Below are 15,019 nucleotides of genomic sequence, written 5' to 3'. Positions count from 1 at the left end.
AACAGTTATCATAGCAGCCGTTTACTGTTTTCACTGATCGGCCCAGCGCCAATCAAATCATCCATATCATGCCTAATGCAAACCGCGGCGCCGTTGGCTTCCAGTCCAGCGAGTTCGAGCAAGAATACGAACGTCCTTCCAAGTCCGAACTCAAGCGCCAGATGGACGAGCTGCAAAAGCTCGGAGCCCAGCTCGTGGCCGAGCCGCGCGACCGCGTCAAGCGCGTGCCGATGCCCGACGAGGTGAAGGACGCGATCCTGATGTGCCAGACCATCACCAACCACGAAGGGCGCCGCCGCCAGCTGCAATACGTCGGCAAGATGATGCGCACCCTGTCGGAAGAGGAAGTGGCCGTCATCCAGCGCACCATCGACAGCTGGAAAGGCGCCTCCAAGGCCGAAACCGCCGCCCTGCACGCGCTCGAACGCCGCCGCGAAAAGCTGCTGACCGACGACAAGGCCCTGACCGACCTGCTGACCGAGCACCCGCAGCTCGACGTGCAGCACCTGCGCACGCTGATCCGCAACGCGCGCAAGGAACAGGCCGAGAGCAAGCCGCCGAAGGCCTACCGCGAACTGTTCCAGATCCTGAAGGACCTGTCCAAGCAGGATAAGAAAGCCGCCAGCGACGAGGAAACCGATGACGACGAGCCAGCAGACGAGTAAGGAGTTGGCGAATGAGTTGGCGAATGAGCTGATCATTGGCCTGGTGTCGGTCTCCGACCGCGCCAGTGGCGGCGTCTACGAGGACAAGGGCATCCCGGCGCTGCAGGACTGGCTGGCTGCCGCCCTCACCACGCCGTTTCGCGTCGAGACGCGCCTGATTCCCGACGAGCGCGCGCAGATCGAGCAGACCCTGGCCGAGCTGGTCGACGTGCAGCGCTGCCACCTGGTGCTGACTACCGGCGGCACCGGTCCTGCGCGGCGCGACGTCACGCCCGAGGCCACGCTGGCCGTCGGCACCAAGGACATGCCGGGCTTCGGCGAGCAGATGCGCCAGGTCAGCCTGGCCTTTGTACCGACCGCGATTTTGTCGCGCCAGGTGGCCGTGATCCGCGAGACTGACGATCACGCCGCCCTGATCATGAACTTGCCGGGCCAGCCGAAGGCCATCAAGGAAACCCTGGAAGGCCTGAAGGACGCCGACGGCAAGGTGCTCGTGAACGGCATCTTTGCCGCCGTCCCGTACTGCATCGACCTGATCGGCGGCCCGTACATGGAAACCGATCCGGCCATCACGAAGGCCTGGCGTCCGAAGAACGCCCAGCGCCCTGCTTCCGCTTAACCCTGACTCTGCTTAACCTGAGACCCGCATGAGCGACCTGCTGCAAAACATCGAAATCGAGACCGCGCCGAACCCGACGGCCGCAATCATCTGGCTGCACGGCCTGGGCGCCGACGGCAACGACTTCGTGCCGCTGGTGCGCGAACTCGACCTGAAGGGCCTGCCCGGCATCCGCTTCGTCTTCCCGCATGCGAAGACGATTCCGGTGACCGTGAACGGCGGCTACGTGATGCGCGCCTGGTACGACATCACTGGCGCCGAACTCACGCGCCGTGAAGACGAAACCGGCCTGCGCGATTCGCAGCGCGACGTGGAAGCGCTGATCGCACGCGAAAAGGCGCGCGGCATCCCGGCCTCGAAGATCATCCTGGCCGGCTTCTCGCAAGGCTGCGCGATGACCCTGCAGACCGGCATGCGCCACCCGGAAAAGCTGGCCGGCATGCTGTGTTTGTCGGGCTACCTGCCACTGGCCGACAAGGTCGCGCACGAGCGCAGCGAACAAAGCATCGACACCCCGGTGTTCATGGCGCACGGCCGCCAGGACCACGTGGTGCCCTTCATCCGCGCCGAGCAGTCGCGCGACGTCGTGAAGGGACTCGGCTACCAGGTCGAGTGGCACGAATACGCGATGCAGCACTCGCTGTGTTTCGAGGAAGTCCAGGACATCTCGGCCTGGCTGAAAAAAGTATTGGCGTAAGGCCTTAATTACCGGGAGCCTTGGCTCCCGTTTTCATTTGGAGGCCTGGAAATGGCAAAGAAAGAAGAGCTGGACGAAGAAACGCTGGCCTTGATCAACTGGTGCATCGAGGTGGAAGGTTTCCTCGTGGCCGGCGGGGCGACGCAGAAGCAGGCGCAGGAGCATATCGAGGAACAGGTCGAGTGGTTTACGGACCTGTTCTATGATGGTTTGACGCCTGAAGAAGCAGCGAAAGAAGCACTGGCCTGAGAAGTTACCTGCGGCGCGATGTGGCGTTTGTAGGGTGGGCTCTCGAGCCCACGCGGTACGGCGGTTGCATACAAATTGCTTCACCGAAGACCCGGTCCGCGAGCATGCCGAGCTCCGCGTGACCGAAGGTGGTTTGTGGAGGTACGACCGCGTGGGCACAAGTGCCCACCCTACAACCCCATCGTTATCGCATCGGGTTACATCCCCTTGAACAAATGCTGGAAGCGCTGGCTCACCGGCAGCCGGGCGCCATGCCCGCGCAGGTGCAGCCACAAGGCCCCATCCTCGGCCCGATGCGCCGACGCGATGCGCTTGAGCGCCACCACATACCCGCGGTGGATCTGCCAGAACGCGTCTCCGTCGAGCGACTCCGCCAATTCCTTCAGCGACAGCCGGATATGCGCTTCGAGCGTATCGGTCACCACGCGCGTGTACTTGGCGTCCGAGCAGAAATACACGACGTCGGCCAGGTCGATGAAATGGATGGTCTGGCCACTTGATGCCTGCAGCCACGCAGGCTGGGCCGGGCGCGGCGGCTCCAGCACCTGCCCCGCCACCTGCCGCAGACTCGGCGGCGGCATCCGCAACCTCCCCTTCAGGCGCTCGACCGCACGCGCCAGCCGTTCGTGCGAGACCGGCTTCAGCACGTAATCGACCGCCCCTTCGTCAAAAGCCGCCACCGCATGCTCGTGGTGGGCGGTCACGAACACCACGTGGCTGCGCCCGCCGAACACGTGGGCCAGCTCGATGCCGTCCAGGCCCGGCATGCGCACGTCGAGAAAGACGGCGTCGGGCGACAGTTCGCGCCCCAGGCGCACGGCGTCGATGCCGTCCACCGCCTCCCCCACCACCTCGGCCTGCGGCCACAGCGCGGCCAGCATCTCGCGCAGCTCGGCGCGCAGCAGCGGCTCGTCGTCGGCGATCAGGATGCGCGGGCGGTTCACGCTGGCGCCGCCATCTGCAGGGGCAGGACCAGGCGCGCCTCGGTGACGCCGCTGTCCAGGCGCAGCAGCTCGAAGCGTGCGCGCTTGCCGTACAGCGCCGCCAGGCGTTCGCGCAGGTTGCGCAGGCCGACGCCGCTCCCGAACACGGCCTTGCCGATGCCGGGACCATCGTCGCAGACGGTGACGCACAGGTCCGCGCCCTGTGCCGCGGCGCGCAAGCCGATCCGCACCGCGCCGGGCTGGCGCTCCAGGCCGTGCTTCACCGCGTTCTCGGCCAGCGTCATCAGCATCAGCGGCGGCAGCGCGGCGGATGCCAGCGCGTCCGGCACCTCGATGGCCACCTGCAGGCGCTCGCCATGGCGCAGGGCGATCACGGCCAGGTAGTGGCGCACCAGGCCGGCTTCGCGGCCCAGGGTTGAGGTCTCGGCGCGCATGTCGGGCAAGGCGCTGTGCAGGTAGCCGATCAGGTGCTCGAGCATTTGCCCCGCCTTGTCGGGATCGTGGCGCGTCAGGTAGCGCGTGCTCGACAGCGTGTTGTACAGGAAGTGCGGTTCGATCTGGGCCTGCAGGGTTTTCAGCTCGGCCGCCAGCGCCGCCTGCTGCAGGCGCGCCAGTTGCTGGGCGCGGAACTGGATCTGGGCCCGCCACAGCGGCAGGCCGAGCACCAGCGCCGCCACCCCGAAGCTGGAGGCCAGCACCTGGCGCCCGGTGCCGGCGGGCAGGCCGGCCACCGCGTTCCAGTAGCGGTAGAACAGCAGTCCGAGGCCGGCGCCCAGCGCCAGCAGGATGCCCAGGGCCAGCCAGGCGCCGGCCCAGTGCAGGCGTGCGCGCAGCAGTGCCGCCACGCCGGTCATGCCGCCGGCGCCCAGCACGATCGGCGCCAGCAGCGCGCCGAACAGGGCGATCCAGGCCTGCCGGCCGAGCGCCCAGGCCAGCGCGAAGCAGGCCGCGGCGCAGGCCGCGCTCAGCAGGCGCTGGCCTGGCGTCGCGCCGTACACGCGCGCCAGGGCGGCATGGACCGCATAAACCGGCTCAGCGCCGGCGATGTGGCCGGCGCCCGTCACAGCGTCGGCTTGTCGGGCAAGGGCCGCTGCCGCCCGCTCATGCGGTCGACCGGCACATCGCGCCCGACCGACTCCAGCGTCAGCGCATCGATCCACACCTGGCCCTTGCCGGAGCCGATCACGCCAAAGGAGACGATGCTGGCGTCGGCCGGCACATCCAGGGTGACGGTGCGCTCCTGCCAGTCGGTACTGCCACGGATCGGCTTGTCGACGCTGTTGTAGAAAGCGGCGCCATGCCTGGCTGGCGTGTCGACACGCATCCACAGTCCGGCGTAGTTGCCGATGTCCGCCGTCTTGATGCGCGCCTTGAACTGCAAACGCTGGCCGAGGTAGCGCTGGGCCGATATCTGCTGGGTCAGCGCGCCCCAGGTCTGCGCATCCTCGGATTTATTGCGCAGGAACTTGGCGCCGCGGACGCCGCCGACGTCGCTGGTTTCAACGCCGCTGCTGAATTTCTGCGGCGACGGCCCGCTCACGGTCCAGGCGGCAGGCAGCTTCTCGGGCGGCCCCGCGATCGCAAGCAGGGACGAAGTGGCCAGTGCGGCCAGCAGCACATAATGCGGTTTCATGGTGAAGGTCTCCGGTGGCATGACGGGATGTCATGGCCACAGTCTGCTGCCGCCGGCCCCGTGCGTGGGCACGCTGCGACGAGCGCGCCGCCGTGGCGACGAACGCGTGCCGATGCGGACGAACGCACTGCGGTTGCGGTCATCGCGTCAGTCGGGCAAGGCTGCCGCGCTCGACACCGGCACCTCGGTCTGCGCGGTGTTCATCACCATCGCCAGGAAGGTGTAGTAGCCGGTCAGGCCCATCAAATCGACCACGCCCTGCTCGCCGAACAGCGCCAGCGCCTCGCCATAGGTGTGGTCCGAGACGCCCTTGTTCTGCTGCAGCTCGAGGCAGAAGTCGTGCACCACCGATTCGTCGACCAGCATGCCCTCCGGCCGGCGGCGGTGCGCAATCGCATTGATCACGTCCGGCGGAATGCCCACCTGGGCCGCGATCGGCGCATGGATCGCCCACTCCACCTGCTGGTTCCACTGGCGCGCCGTGACCAGGATCGCCAGCTCCGACAGGCGCACGCCGATGGCGCTGCGGTAGCGCAGGTATTCGCCCATGCGCTGGGCGTTTTCCAGCAGTTCGGGGCTGCGCAGCAGGGGCACGAAGGGGCCGTAGAGGGCGCCGCGCGGCCCCTCGATCACGGCCTGGGCGGCGCGGCGCTGGGCTTCGGTCAGCTGGTCGGGCGGAATCGGGCGCAGGCGGTCGCTCATGGCAGGCGTAGCAAAAATGTCTATTGAGAAAAATATTCGCACAGCTTCCCGCAAAGATCAAAGGAAACCGTTGGTACGGCGCTTATTGTCAAACGTCAATCTTTCCTCGAAGGGGGTAGCCATGAGCCATATCATCCACCGCAGCCTGCGCCAGACCCCGCCGGTCGCCGTGGCAGCAAGCGGCGTCACCGTGCGCGACAGCAGCGGCAAGACCTACATCGACGCCAGCGGCGGCGCCGCCGTGTCCTCGCTCGGCCACGCCCACCCGCACGTGATCGCCGCCATGCACCGCCAGATCGACGCCTGCGCCTATGCCCACACCGCCTTCTTCACCACCGAGGTGGCCGAGGAACTGGCGGCCAAGCTGGTGTCGAAGGCGCCGGCCGGGATCGACGCGGTCTACCTGGTCTCGGGCGGTTCGGAGGCGATGGAAACGGCGCTAAAGCTGGCGCGCCAGTATTTCGTGGAAAGCGGAGAGCCCCAGCGCAGCGTGTTCATCGCACGCCGCCAGAGCTACCACGGCAATACGCTTGGCGCGCTGGCCGTGGGCGGCAACGAATGGCGCCGCAAGCCTTTCGCGCCGCTCTTGATGGACGTGCCGCGCGTGGCGCCCTGCTACGAATACCGCGACCGCGGCGCGCACCAGAGCCTCGACGACTACACCGCGGGCCTGCTCGACGAACTGGAAACGGCGATCATGAAGGCGGGGCCGGACAAGGTGATCGCCTTTGTCGCCGAGCCGGTGGTCGGCGCGACGGGTGGCGCGATCCCGCCGACGCCGGGCTACTTCCGCGGTGTGCGCGAGATCTGCGACCGGCACGGCATCCTGTTCATTGCCGACGAGGTGATGTGCGGGATGGGGCGTACCGGGACCATGTTCGCCATCGAGCAGGATGGGGTGGCGCCGGACATCATTGCGGTGGCCAAGGGGCTGGGGGCGGGTTACCAGCCGATCGGTGCGGTACTGGCGCAGGGGGCGATCGTCGAGCGGCTGCGGCGCGGCAGCGGCAGCTTTTTGCATGGACACACCTACATCGGGCATCCGGTGGCGGCGGCGGCGGCGCTGGCGGTGCAGGAAGTGATCGAGCGCGACGGCTTGCTGCAGCAGGTGCAGCGGCGCGGGGCCACCCTCAAGCGCATGCTGGGGGATGTGTTCGGGCAGCATCCGCACGTGGGGGATATCCGCGGGCGCGGGCTGTTTGTCGGGATCGAGCTGGTGCGCGACCGTATGAGCAAGGAGCCGTTTGCGCCGCAGCGGCGGCTGCACGCGGCGATCAAGAACGAGGCGATGGCGCGCGGGCTGATGGTGTATCCGATGGGCGGGACCATCGATGGGCAGCGGGGGGATCACATCTTGCTGGCGCCGCCGTTTATTGTCAGTGCGTCGGATCTATCGGAGATCGTGGCGCGCTTGGCAGAAGCGCTGGATGCGGCGTTGGTGGCGTAGCGCAGATGTTTGAAATGGTGTTGGCAGAAACCGTACGGTGGGGCTTTTGAGGCCGGGGGCCTCAAAAGCGAAGTGCCCACGCGAATGCATGCGTCGCGGCTGCTCTCTTCGACGCGGATCACATGATCATCGGCCAACGCCAATAAGGGCGTCTCGTTAGCGCGTCGTTCCGCGTGGACACTTCGCTGTTGAGCCCCCCGGGCTCAACAGCCCCACCGTACGGTCAGCGCCGCGGGTCATCGCCAGCGGCATACCAAGCTTCGCTTTACTTCGGAAACGCCACCACTTCCGCCTGCTGCTCACCCAGCCCCGCAATCCCCAGGCGCAGCGTATCGCCTTTTTTAAGGAAGCGCTGCGGCTTACGCCCCATTCCCACGCCCGGCGGCGTGCCGGTGGTGATGATGTCGCCCGGCTCCAGCGTCATGAAGCGCGAGATGTAGCTCACCAGCTGCGCCACCGTGAACACCATGGTCGACGTATTCCCGGTCTGCATGCGCTTGCCGTTCACTTCCAGGTAGAGGTCCAGGTCCTGCACGTCAAAAATCTCATCGCGCGTGACCAGGAAGGGACCGACCGGCCCGAAGGTGTCGCAGCCTTTACCTTTATCCCACTGCGAACCCATCTCGAACTGGTAGGCGCGCTCGGTGACGTCGTTCACCACGCAATAACCGGCCACGAACTTCAGCGCCTCTTCCTCGCTCACGTACTGCGCGCGCGTGCCGATGATGACGCCCAGCTCGACTTCCCAGTCGGTCTTCTTCGAGCCCTTCGGCAGCTGGATCGGGTCGTCCGGGCCGTTCAGGCAGCTGGTGGCCTTTGTGAAGAACACCGGTTCGGCCGGCACCGCGGCGCCGGTTTCGGCCGCGTGGTCGGCATAGTTCATGCCCACGCCGATGAACTTGCCGACGCGCGCCACCGGCACGCCCAGGCGCGGATTGCCGCGTACCAGCGGCAGCGTCTTCCAGTCGACCTTGGCCAGCTTGCGCAGCGCCTTGTCGTTCAATACGGCGGCATCGATGTCCTCGATCACGCCGGACAGGTCGCGCAGGCGCCCTTCTTCGTCGAACAAACCCGGTTTTTCCTTGCCAGGGCGGCCATAGCGCACCAATCTCATCGTCTTATCCTGTGTCGTGCGTCCGGTGCCACCGTGGCGCCGGACAAGGAACGCATGATACCAAGCTTACTTCTTGAGAGTCAGCAGGTAGGCGCTCATGTCGAGGGCTTCGCGCTCGCTCACGCCCATGGCCGGCATCGCGGTGCCGGGGTCGATGGTCTGCGGTTCGCGGATCCAGCGCACCAGGTTGGCCTGGGTGTTCGGCAGATTGCCGCCGATGTACTGGCGGTCGCCCAGGTCGTCGAGCGTGCGGCCGACGTAGACCTCGGAACCGGTCACGCCAGGGATCATGTGGCAGGCGCGGCAGGCATGCTGGGCCAGCGCGACGCGGCCGCGCTCGGGGTCGCCCTGCAAGCCAGCCGGCGCTTCGTTCGGTTTGCCGCAGCCGGCCAGCAGCGCCAGCAGCAAGGTCGGGAGAAGGAGGCGGCTCATGGCGCATCCTCCGCCATCGGTGCAGCGACCGGCGTGGCCGTGTTCACCTGGGTGTTCGTGACGGCGCCATACTCGCGCGCCGACAGTGTGGGCAGCACGCCCATGAAGGCGACCACCGCCCAGGTATCGGCTTCGCTCATGTGATATTCCCAGGCGGGCATGCCGCTCATCTTGATGCCCTTGCGCGTGATCCAGTACAGCTCGCGCTGGCCCCAGCGCTTGCCGGCGTCGATCAGCGGGCCGGGCACCGGCTGCATGCTTTGCCCGATCGGCGACTGGGCAAAGCCGGGGCCGCCGTGGCACTGGGCGCAGTTGGCGGCATACAGGGCCGCGCCGCGCTTGACCTGCTGCGGGTCGCCGAGCTTGGGCACCTCGACGTCGCGCGCGTAATGGCGCACCGAGTAATGCATGCCGGTTTCCAGCACCGTGTACACCGGCTGCCAGTGCGAACTGATGGCGGTGATGTCGTACCAGCCGGCGCGCAGCACGATCCCGCCGATGGCAGCGGCGGCAAGCCCGGTAACGGCAAGCGTGGCGGCGATGGTTTTCAGGATCAGGCGTTGGCGGTTCGACGACATCGGTTCCGTTTCAAGGGGCGCACACAGTTGAAAATAAGATATTGCTATTCTTGTATTATAAAGAGACCCCGGTTTTTCGTTATTTCGAATTGTGCGCATGCTCCTTCTCTCTCATTTCCCGACCTCCCGATGTTGGCCCAGGCTGCTCGGTGCGCTGGTGTGTGCAGGCGCGCTGGCCGGCTGCGGCAAGGACGAGGCGGCCGCGCCGTCCGTCGCCGGCGGCGACCCGAAACAGGGCCAGCACCTGATCGCGCAATACCAGTGCGCGGCCTGCCACCAGATACCGGAAGTGCCCGGCGCGCACGGCAATGCCGGCCCGCCACTGGACGCCTTTGGACGCAAGAGCTACATCGCCGGCGGCATCCCGAACGTCCCCGACAACCTGATCCGCTGGCTCGATAATCCCCAAGCCATGAAACCCGGCACCCTGATGCCGGACGTGGGCGTCTCCCCCGAGGAAGCGCGCCACATGGCGGCCTACCTGTACTCGCTGGAATGAGCGCGCCGATGCCTGTCGAATCCATCGCGACCGCGCAATCGGTCCTGCACCCGGCAGGGCCCGACGCCTCCATCATCGCCGACTTCGCCTGGGTACTGTTCGGCGGCGGCGCCCTCATCTTCATCGGCGTGATGGCCCTGCTGGTGCTGGCCGTGCGCCGCCGTCCCGAGCCGGTCAATGCGCGGCGCTGGATCGTCGGCGCCGGCTTCGCCTTCCCGGTGGTGGTGCTGAGCATCCTGCTGGTGTGGAGCACCTGGCGCAGCGCCGAGCTCACGCCGCAGACCTCGAAAGGCGCCATCACGGTTGGCGTCACTGCCAAGATGTGGTGGTGGGAAGTGCGTTACCACGACCCGGCCAGCGGGCGCCAGATCGCCAGCGCCAACGAAATCCGCATCCCGGTCGGGCGCCCGGTCTACATCGGCCTGACGTCGAGCGACGTAATCCACAGCCTGTGGATTCCGGCCCTGAACGGCAAGATGGATACCGTCCCGGGCCGCGTGACCGGCCTGACCCTGCGCGCCGACAAGCCCGGCGTCTACCGCGGCCAGTGCGCCGAATACTGCGGCGAGCAGCATGCACGCATGGCCCTGCACGTGGTGGCGATGCCGCAGGACGAGTTCGACCGCTGGCTGGCAAAGGAAGCGCAGCCGGCCGCATCGACCGCCGGCACCCCGAACGAACAGCTGCTCGAACGCGGCCGCGCCGCCTTCCTGCAGCAGCGCTGCCAGGCCTGCCACACGGTGCGCGGCATCGGCGACACCGGCGGCGTGGAGGCCCTCGCTGAAAATGCCCTCCTGGGCCCCGACCTCACCCATATCGGCAGCCGCCTGCACATCGCCGCCGGCACCCTGCGCAACCACCGCGGCACCCTGGCCGGCTGGGTGGCCGACCCGCAGGCGATCAAGCCCGGCGCGCGCATGCCGGCTGCCGCCGACCTCGATGGCGAAACCCTGCACGCCCTCGCGGCCTACCTGGAACACCTGAAATGACCGATACCGCAGCACGCTCACCCGCATCGCTCCCCAGCTCCTTGCCGCGGCCGGCCCAGGAATTCCCGCGCCTGGAAAAGACCTGGGTCACGCCGAGCGGCCTGCGCTTCCTCACCAGCGTCAACAACACCAACATCGGCCTGCTCTACATCGGCACCGCCCTGCTGTTCTTCCTGCTGGCCGGCGTGCTGGGCCTGCTGATGCGCGCCCAGCTGGCCGTGCCCGACAACGACCTGCTTTCGCCCTCGACCTACAACCAGGTCTTCACCATGCACGGCAGCGTGATGATGTTCCTGTTCGCGATTCCCATCGTCGAGGCGCTGGCGGTGTACCTGCTGCCGAACATGCTGGGCGCACGCGACCTGCCCTTCCCGCGCCTGTCGGCCTATGCCTACTGGGCGTATGCGATCGGCGGCCTGGCCTTCTTCTGCACCCTGTTCGTCGGCCTGGCGCCGGACGGCGGCTGGTTCATGTACCCGCCGCTCACGGGCAAGCAGTATTCGCCGGGACTGAACGCCGACTTCTGGCTGCTCGGGATCGGCTTCATCGAGATTTCCGCGATTGCCGGCGCCATCGAACTGATCGTCGGCATCCTGTTCACACGCGCGCCGGGCATGACCCTCTCGCGCATGCCGGTGTATGCCTGGGCCATGCTGGTGGTCGGCATCATGATCGTGTTCGCCTTCCCGGCGGTGATCGCCGGCACCGCCCTGCTGGAGATGGAACGCGCCTTCGAATGGCCCTTCTTCGACGCCACGCGCGGCGGCGACCCGGTGCTGTGGCAGCATTTGTTCTGGTTCTTCGGCCACCCCGAGGTCTACATCATCTTCCTGCCGGCGGCCGGCATGGTCTCGACCATGATCCCGACGATTGCCGGCACCGCCCTGGTCGGCCGCCGCGCGATCATCGTGGCCCTGGTGGTGGTGTGTTTCTTCAGCTTTGCGCTCTGGGCCCACCACATGTTCACTGCGGGCCTGGGCATCATGACGATGAGTTTTGTTTCGGCGGCCAGCATGGCGGTGGCGATTCCCACGGCGATCCAGGTGTTCGCCTGGATCGCGACGCTGTGGAAGGGCAAGGTGACGATGAACGCGCCGGCCCTGTTCCTGGGCGGCTTCATGTTCATTTTCGTGCTCGGCGGCCTGACCGGCGTGATGGTGGCGCTGCTGCCCTTCGACTGGCAGGTGCACGACACCTATTTCATCGTCGCCCACTTCCACTATGTGCTGATCGGCGGGATGGTGTTCCCGGTGTTCGCCGGCCTGTACTACTGGATACCGCTGATCAAGGGCCAGTGCCTGTCCGAGCGCGTGGCGCGCTGGGCCTTCTGGCTGATGTTCGGCGGCTTCAATCTCGCCTTCTTCCCGATGCACATCACCGGCCTCCTGGGCATGCCGCGCCGCGTGTACACCTATCCGGCCGAGATGGAGTGGCAGGTGCTGAACATGGTGTCCACGGTTGGCGCCTTCGTGTTCGCGCTGGGCGTGGTCGTGTTCGCGGTGGACCTGGTCCGCACCCAGCGCCGCCCGTCGAAAGCGCCGGGCAATCCGTGGAACGCCTCGACGCTGGAATGGCTGCCGTCGGAAGACTATGCCACGCGCAGCATCCCGCTCATCACGTCGGTCGATCCGCTGTGGGAACAGCCGGGTTTGTCGGAACAGGTGGAAGCGGGCCAGCACTACCTGCCCGGCACCGTCACCGGCAAGCGCGAGACCATCGCCACCAGCCCGATCGGCGCGCGCCCCACTTACCTGATGATCCTGCCCGGCGACAGCTGGCTGCCGCTGATCGCCGCCGCCGGCACCGCCGGCTTCTTCCTGCTGCTGACGGTGAAGGCGACCTGGCTGGCCTGGACCTGCGGCCTGGTGGCCATCGGCTGCACCATGGCCTGGCTGTGGGAATCCGACGCCAAGCCGCCGGTGAAGGAAGCGCACGTGTCGGACGACCTGGTGCTGCCGGTCGGCGCGCGCGGCAAGAACTCGCATTCCTGGTGGGCGACGATCATCATGCTGATCGTCGACGCCATCATCTTCGCTTCGCTGGTGTTCGCCTACATCCACATCTCGATGCGGCTGATCGTCTGCCCGCCGCCGACGGCCGGCTTGCCGGAGCCGATGTGGCAGATGCTGTCGAGCGGCCTGCTGCTGGGTGCGGCAGGCCTGATGTACGCGGCCACGCGCGCCGTCGGCAAGCGGCGCCTGCCCTGGCTGGCGCTGGCGGCCGTGGCCTGCGTGATTGCCGCCTTTGGCGCCGACTTCTACGGTTACCAGCTGGCCGGCCTGGCGCCGCGCCGCCTGGCCTGGAGCGCAACCATTGCGGCGATGCTGACCTACCAGGGCCTGCACGTGGTGCTGACCGTGCTGGTCGGCCTCTACCTGGCGGTGCGCGGCTGGTGCGGGCGCATCGGCGAACACCACCGCGCCACGCTCGATAACACGGCGCTGATCGTGTACTACACCGTGCTGCAGGGGATCGTGGCGGCGGTGGTGGTGCATGGCGTGCCCATGCTGATGGATTGACGATGCGCGAACGATTTTTCAGGAAGCTGATGCGCGGGACCCTGCCGCTGCTGGTGTGGGCGGCGCACTTCGCAGCCTGCTATGTGTTCGTGGCGGCGCAGTGCAGTCCGCTGGGGTATGAGCCGGGGTATCCGCAGCGCTGGCCGCTGGCGCTGTTCACCGTCGCGGCGCTGGCGGTGTGCGGGTGGCTGGTATGGAAGTGGCGCGGAACCTTGCGCCGGGCGGACGAGCGTACGCCGCTGCTGGACTGGGCGGCGGCGGGGTCGGCGCTGTTGTCGTTCGTGGGGATTATCTGGACGTCGGTGCCGATGTGGCTGGTGGAGGGCTGCAAGTAAGCGCAGCCCATGGCCTCAACCGTACGGTGTGCACGCTGTGCCCACGCGGATGTGCGAACGGTGTTGGCCGTGTTTGACTGCACGGGTTGATCATTACCTGCGTCACGAATGATCATTTGGAAGCGTTTGCAACGGTCCGGCATCTTCGACCAAAATGAAGCCAACGTCATGCCGGCTTCCGCGTGGGCACGGGGTGCCCACCGTACCGTTACAGCCGCAGGCTATCGGGCAGCCGACCGCACGCGCCACACCACATTTCCCACATCGTCCGCCACCAACAGCGCGCCCCGCTTGTCGACCGCCACACCCACCGGCCGCCCGTAGGCCTCGCCCTCCCCGTTCACGAACCCGCCCAATATCTCGACCGGCATCCCGTTCGGCTTGCCGTCCGCGAACGGCACGTACACCACGTTGTACCCCGACAGCGGCTTGCGGTTCCACGACCCGTGCTGCCCGATGAAGGCGCCGCTGGCATACGCCGGTCCGAGTTGCGCCCCTTCCGCAAACGCCAGCCCCAGCGCCGCCACGTGGGCGCCGAGCGCGTAATCGGGCACGATGGCCTTCGCCACCAGCTCCGGACGCGGCGGCTTCACGCGTTCGTCCACGTGCTGCCCGTAATAGCTGTACGGCCAGCCGTAGAAGCCGCCATCCTTTACCGCGGTCAGGTAGTCCGGCACCAGGTCGCTGCCGATCTCGTCGCGCTCGTTCACCACGGTCCACAGGGTGCCGGTTCGCGGTTCCCAGGCCATGCCGTTCGGGTTGCGCAGGCCCGAGGCGAACAGGCGCGTGCCGCCGGTCTTCACGTCCACCTCCAGGATGGCGGCGCGGTTGATCTCGTTCTCCAGGCCGTTCTCGCCGACATTGCTGTTCGAGCCCACCGTGGCGTACAGCTTGCTGCCGTCGCGGCTGGCGAGGATGTTCTTGGTCCAGTGGTGGTTCAGACCGGCCGGCAGCGGCGCCAGGCGTTGCCCGGCTTCGGTAATGGCGGTGGCGCCTTCCTTGTACGGGAAGCGCACGATGGCGTCGGCATTCGCAACAAACAGCTGATCACCCACCAGCGCCATGCCGAAAGGCGAATGCAGGCCCTTCAGGAACACGCTGCGGGTCTCGGCCACGCCGTCGCCGTCGACATCGCGCAGCAGCGTGATGCGGTCGGCGCTCGGCACGCCCGCCCCTGCTTTCGCCATGACCTTGCCCATCACCCAGGCGCGCACGCCCGACTGTTTGGTCTCAGGCGTTTGCGGCTTGTTCGATTCCGCCACCAGCACGTCGCCGTTCGGCAGCACATACAGCCAGCGCGGATGGTCCAGGCCACGCGCCAGGGCCTGCACTTCCAGCCCCTGCGCCGCCTGCGGCTTGGCGCCTTCCGGCCAGCCCTTCGCGGGCGCGATGTCGACGGTGGGGATCAGGCTGCGCTTCGGCGCCGGCAACTGCGGCGCGGGGCCGATGCCGGCGCCGGCCGGCAAAGTGGACTTGTCGCCGCAGCCGGCGAGCACGGACAGCGCGGCGGCGGCGAAGATGGCGGGCGAAGGACGGCGCATGGGAGTCTCCGGTATCGGGCGAAGTGGCAGTGACCGATTGTAACCAGATCGGCACG

At 67.2% G+C, this 15,019-nt stretch carries 17 protein-coding genes; 9 read left to right on the top strand and 8 right to left on the bottom strand.

Features of this window, described 5'->3' with window-relative positions; genetic code table 11:
• Positions 1–68 precede the first annotated feature (68 nt).
• Genes yjgA through ACWYRN_RS11600 form a run of 4 tightly spaced genes read left to right on the top strand, consistent with a single transcriptional unit; the run spans position 69 to position 2,230 of the window.
• Positions 69–665: a ribosome biogenesis factor YjgA gene (gene yjgA / locus ACWYRN_RS11615; protein ID WP_488692559.1), complete on the top strand. Its 597-nt coding sequence runs from the start codon at positions 69–71 to the stop codon at positions 663–665.
• On the top strand, positions 640–1,284 hold the full coding sequence (mog, locus tag ACWYRN_RS11610) for a molybdopterin adenylyltransferase (protein ID WP_488692558.1): 645 nt from the start codon (positions 640–642) through the stop codon (positions 1,282–1,284). Before yjgA ends, mog begins: the two co-directional genes overlap by 26 nt.
• Positions 1,285–1,312: 28 nt before the next feature.
• Positions 1,313–1,981: an alpha/beta hydrolase gene (locus ACWYRN_RS11605; RefSeq protein WP_229437405.1), complete on the top strand. Its 669-nt coding sequence runs from the start codon at positions 1,313–1,315 to the stop codon at positions 1,979–1,981.
• 51 nt (positions 1,982–2,032) lie between these two features.
• A complete protein-coding gene (locus ACWYRN_RS11600) occupies positions 2,033–2,230 on the top strand; it encodes a hypothetical protein (protein ID WP_210735995.1) in 198 nt (65 codons plus the stop codon).
• 197 nt (positions 2,231–2,427) lie between these two features.
• Here ACWYRN_RS11600 and ACWYRN_RS11595 read toward each other — a convergent pair whose 3' ends face one another.
• The 4 genes from ACWYRN_RS11595 to ACWYRN_RS11580 all read right to left on the bottom strand — a co-directional run bounded on the left by ACWYRN_RS11595 (position 2,428) and on the right by ACWYRN_RS11580 (position 5,509).
• Complete coding sequence (locus tag ACWYRN_RS11595) at positions 2,428–3,174, bottom strand: LytR/AlgR family response regulator transcription factor (RefSeq protein ID WP_488692557.1); 747 nt, start codon at positions 3,172–3,174, stop codon at positions 2,428–2,430.
• A complete protein-coding gene (locus ACWYRN_RS11590; protein WP_488692556.1) occupies positions 3,171–4,238 on the bottom strand; it encodes a sensor histidine kinase in 1,068 nt (355 codons plus the stop codon). The genes ACWYRN_RS11595 and ACWYRN_RS11590 overlap by 4 nt, the downstream gene beginning before the upstream one ends.
• Complete coding sequence (locus ACWYRN_RS11585; protein WP_488692555.1) at positions 4,235–4,807, bottom strand: transcriptional regulator; 573 nt, start codon at positions 4,805–4,807, stop codon at positions 4,235–4,237. Before ACWYRN_RS11585 ends, ACWYRN_RS11590 begins: the two co-directional genes overlap by 4 nt.
• A gap of 147 nt (positions 4,808–4,954) precedes the next feature.
• On the bottom strand, positions 4,955–5,509 hold the full coding sequence (locus tag ACWYRN_RS11580) for a carboxymuconolactone decarboxylase family protein (protein ID WP_488692554.1): 555 nt from the start codon (positions 5,507–5,509) through the stop codon (positions 4,955–4,957).
• Between the two features lie 121 nt (positions 5,510–5,630).
• Here ACWYRN_RS11580 and ACWYRN_RS11575 point away from each other — a divergent pair, with 121 nt between their 5' ends.
• Positions 5,631–6,956: an aspartate aminotransferase family protein gene (locus ACWYRN_RS11575; RefSeq protein ID WP_488692553.1), complete on the top strand. Its 1,326-nt coding sequence runs from the start codon at positions 5,631–5,633 to the stop codon at positions 6,954–6,956.
• Between the two features lie 265 nt (positions 6,957–7,221).
• Here the strand turns inward: ACWYRN_RS11575 and ACWYRN_RS11570 are convergent, their stop codons facing one another.
• The 3 genes from ACWYRN_RS11570 to ACWYRN_RS11560 all read right to left on the bottom strand — a co-directional run bounded on the left by ACWYRN_RS11570 (position 7,222) and on the right by ACWYRN_RS11560 (position 9,080).
• The gene (locus ACWYRN_RS11570; protein ID WP_229437411.1) at positions 7,222–8,070 is read right to left on the bottom strand and encodes a fumarylacetoacetate hydrolase family protein; all 849 of its coding nucleotides are present in this window, start codon (positions 8,068–8,070) and stop codon (positions 7,222–7,224) included.
• 66 nt (positions 8,071–8,136) lie between these two features.
• Positions 8,137–8,502, bottom strand: coding sequence for a c-type cytochrome (locus ACWYRN_RS11565; RefSeq protein ID WP_229437412.1), 366 nt, complete (start codon positions 8,500–8,502; stop codon positions 8,137–8,139).
• Positions 8,499–9,080 (bottom strand): c-type cytochrome, encoded by a 582-nt coding sequence (locus ACWYRN_RS11560; protein WP_488692552.1) that lies wholly within the window; start codon positions 9,078–9,080, stop codon positions 8,499–8,501. Before ACWYRN_RS11560 ends, ACWYRN_RS11565 begins: the two co-directional genes overlap by 4 nt.
• Before the next feature lie 97 nt (positions 9,081–9,177).
• Here ACWYRN_RS11560 and ACWYRN_RS11555 point away from each other — a divergent pair, with 97 nt between their 5' ends.
• The 4 genes from ACWYRN_RS11555 to ACWYRN_RS11540 are packed head-to-tail and all read left to right on the top strand — an operon-like array spanning position 9,178 to position 13,422.
• A complete protein-coding gene (locus ACWYRN_RS11555) occupies positions 9,178–9,579 on the top strand; it encodes a c-type cytochrome (RefSeq protein WP_488692551.1) in 402 nt (133 codons plus the stop codon).
• Between the two features lie 8 nt (positions 9,580–9,587).
• A complete protein-coding gene (gene coxB, locus ACWYRN_RS11550) occupies positions 9,588–10,568 on the top strand; it encodes a cytochrome c oxidase subunit II (protein ID WP_488692550.1) in 981 nt (326 codons plus the stop codon).
• On the top strand, positions 10,565–13,087 hold the full coding sequence (gene ctaD, locus ACWYRN_RS11545) for a cytochrome c oxidase subunit I (RefSeq protein ID WP_488692549.1): 2,523 nt from the start codon (positions 10,565–10,567) through the stop codon (positions 13,085–13,087). Before coxB ends, ctaD begins: the two co-directional genes overlap by 4 nt.
• Positions 13,088–13,089: 2 nt before the next feature.
• Positions 13,090–13,422 (top strand): hypothetical protein, encoded by a 333-nt coding sequence (locus ACWYRN_RS11540; RefSeq protein ID WP_488692548.1) that lies wholly within the window; start codon positions 13,090–13,092, stop codon positions 13,420–13,422.
• 221 nt (positions 13,423–13,643) lie between these two features.
• Here the strand turns inward: ACWYRN_RS11540 and ACWYRN_RS11535 are convergent, their stop codons facing one another.
• A complete protein-coding gene (locus tag ACWYRN_RS11535) occupies positions 13,644–14,963 on the bottom strand; it encodes a PQQ-dependent sugar dehydrogenase (protein ID WP_488692547.1) in 1,320 nt (439 codons plus the stop codon).
• Between the last annotated feature and the right edge of the window lie 56 nt (positions 14,964–15,019).

Source organism: Massilia sp. BAP21, from assembly GCF_057801335.1.
This window is presented reverse-complemented; position numbering and strand designations above follow the sequence as displayed.

Bases quoted from the DNA above. Each gene is read 5' to 3' on its own strand.
- ACWYRN_RS11555 (WP_488692551.1), top strand. From the start codon at position 9,178: ATGCTCCTTCTCTCTCATTTCCCGACCTCCCGATGTTGGCCCAGGCTG.
- ACWYRN_RS11560 (WP_488692552.1), bottom strand. From the start codon at position 9,080: ATGTCGTCGAACCGCCAACGCCTGATCCTGAAAACCATCGCCGCCACG.
- ACWYRN_RS11600 (WP_210735995.1), top strand. From the start codon at position 2,033: ATGGCAAAGAAAGAAGAGCTGGACGAAGAAACGCTGGCCTTGATCAAC.
- ACWYRN_RS11540 (WP_488692548.1), top strand. From the start codon at position 13,090: ATGCGCGAACGATTTTTCAGGAAGCTGATGCGCGGGACCCTGCCGCTG.
- ACWYRN_RS11580 (WP_488692554.1), bottom strand. From the start codon at position 5,509: ATGAGCGACCGCCTGCGCCCGATTCCGCCCGACCAGCTGACCGAAGCC.
- ctaD (WP_488692549.1), top strand. From the start codon at position 10,565: ATGACCGATACCGCAGCACGCTCACCCGCATCGCTCCCCAGCTCCTTG.
- ACWYRN_RS11575 (WP_488692553.1), top strand. From the start codon at position 5,631: ATGAGCCATATCATCCACCGCAGCCTGCGCCAGACCCCGCCGGTCGCC.
- ACWYRN_RS11535 (WP_488692547.1), bottom strand. From the start codon at position 14,963: ATGCGCCGTCCTTCGCCCGCCATCTTCGCCGCCGCCGCGCTGTCCGTG.
- mog (WP_488692558.1), top strand. From the start codon at position 640: ATGACGACGAGCCAGCAGACGAGTAAGGAGTTGGCGAATGAGTTGGCG.
- coxB (WP_488692550.1), top strand. From the start codon at position 9,588: ATGCCTGTCGAATCCATCGCGACCGCGCAATCGGTCCTGCACCCGGCA.
- ACWYRN_RS11605 (WP_229437405.1), top strand. From the start codon at position 1,313: ATGAGCGACCTGCTGCAAAACATCGAAATCGAGACCGCGCCGAACCCG.
- ACWYRN_RS11570 (WP_229437411.1), bottom strand. From the start codon at position 8,070: ATGAGATTGGTGCGCTATGGCCGCCCTGGCAAGGAAAAACCGGGTTTG.
- yjgA (WP_488692559.1), top strand. From the start codon at position 69: ATGCCTAATGCAAACCGCGGCGCCGTTGGCTTCCAGTCCAGCGAGTTC.
- ACWYRN_RS11565 (WP_229437412.1), bottom strand. From the start codon at position 8,502: ATGAGCCGCCTCCTTCTCCCGACCTTGCTGCTGGCGCTGCTGGCCGGC.
- ACWYRN_RS11585 (WP_488692555.1), bottom strand. From the start codon at position 4,807: ATGAAACCGCATTATGTGCTGCTGGCCGCACTGGCCACTTCGTCCCTG.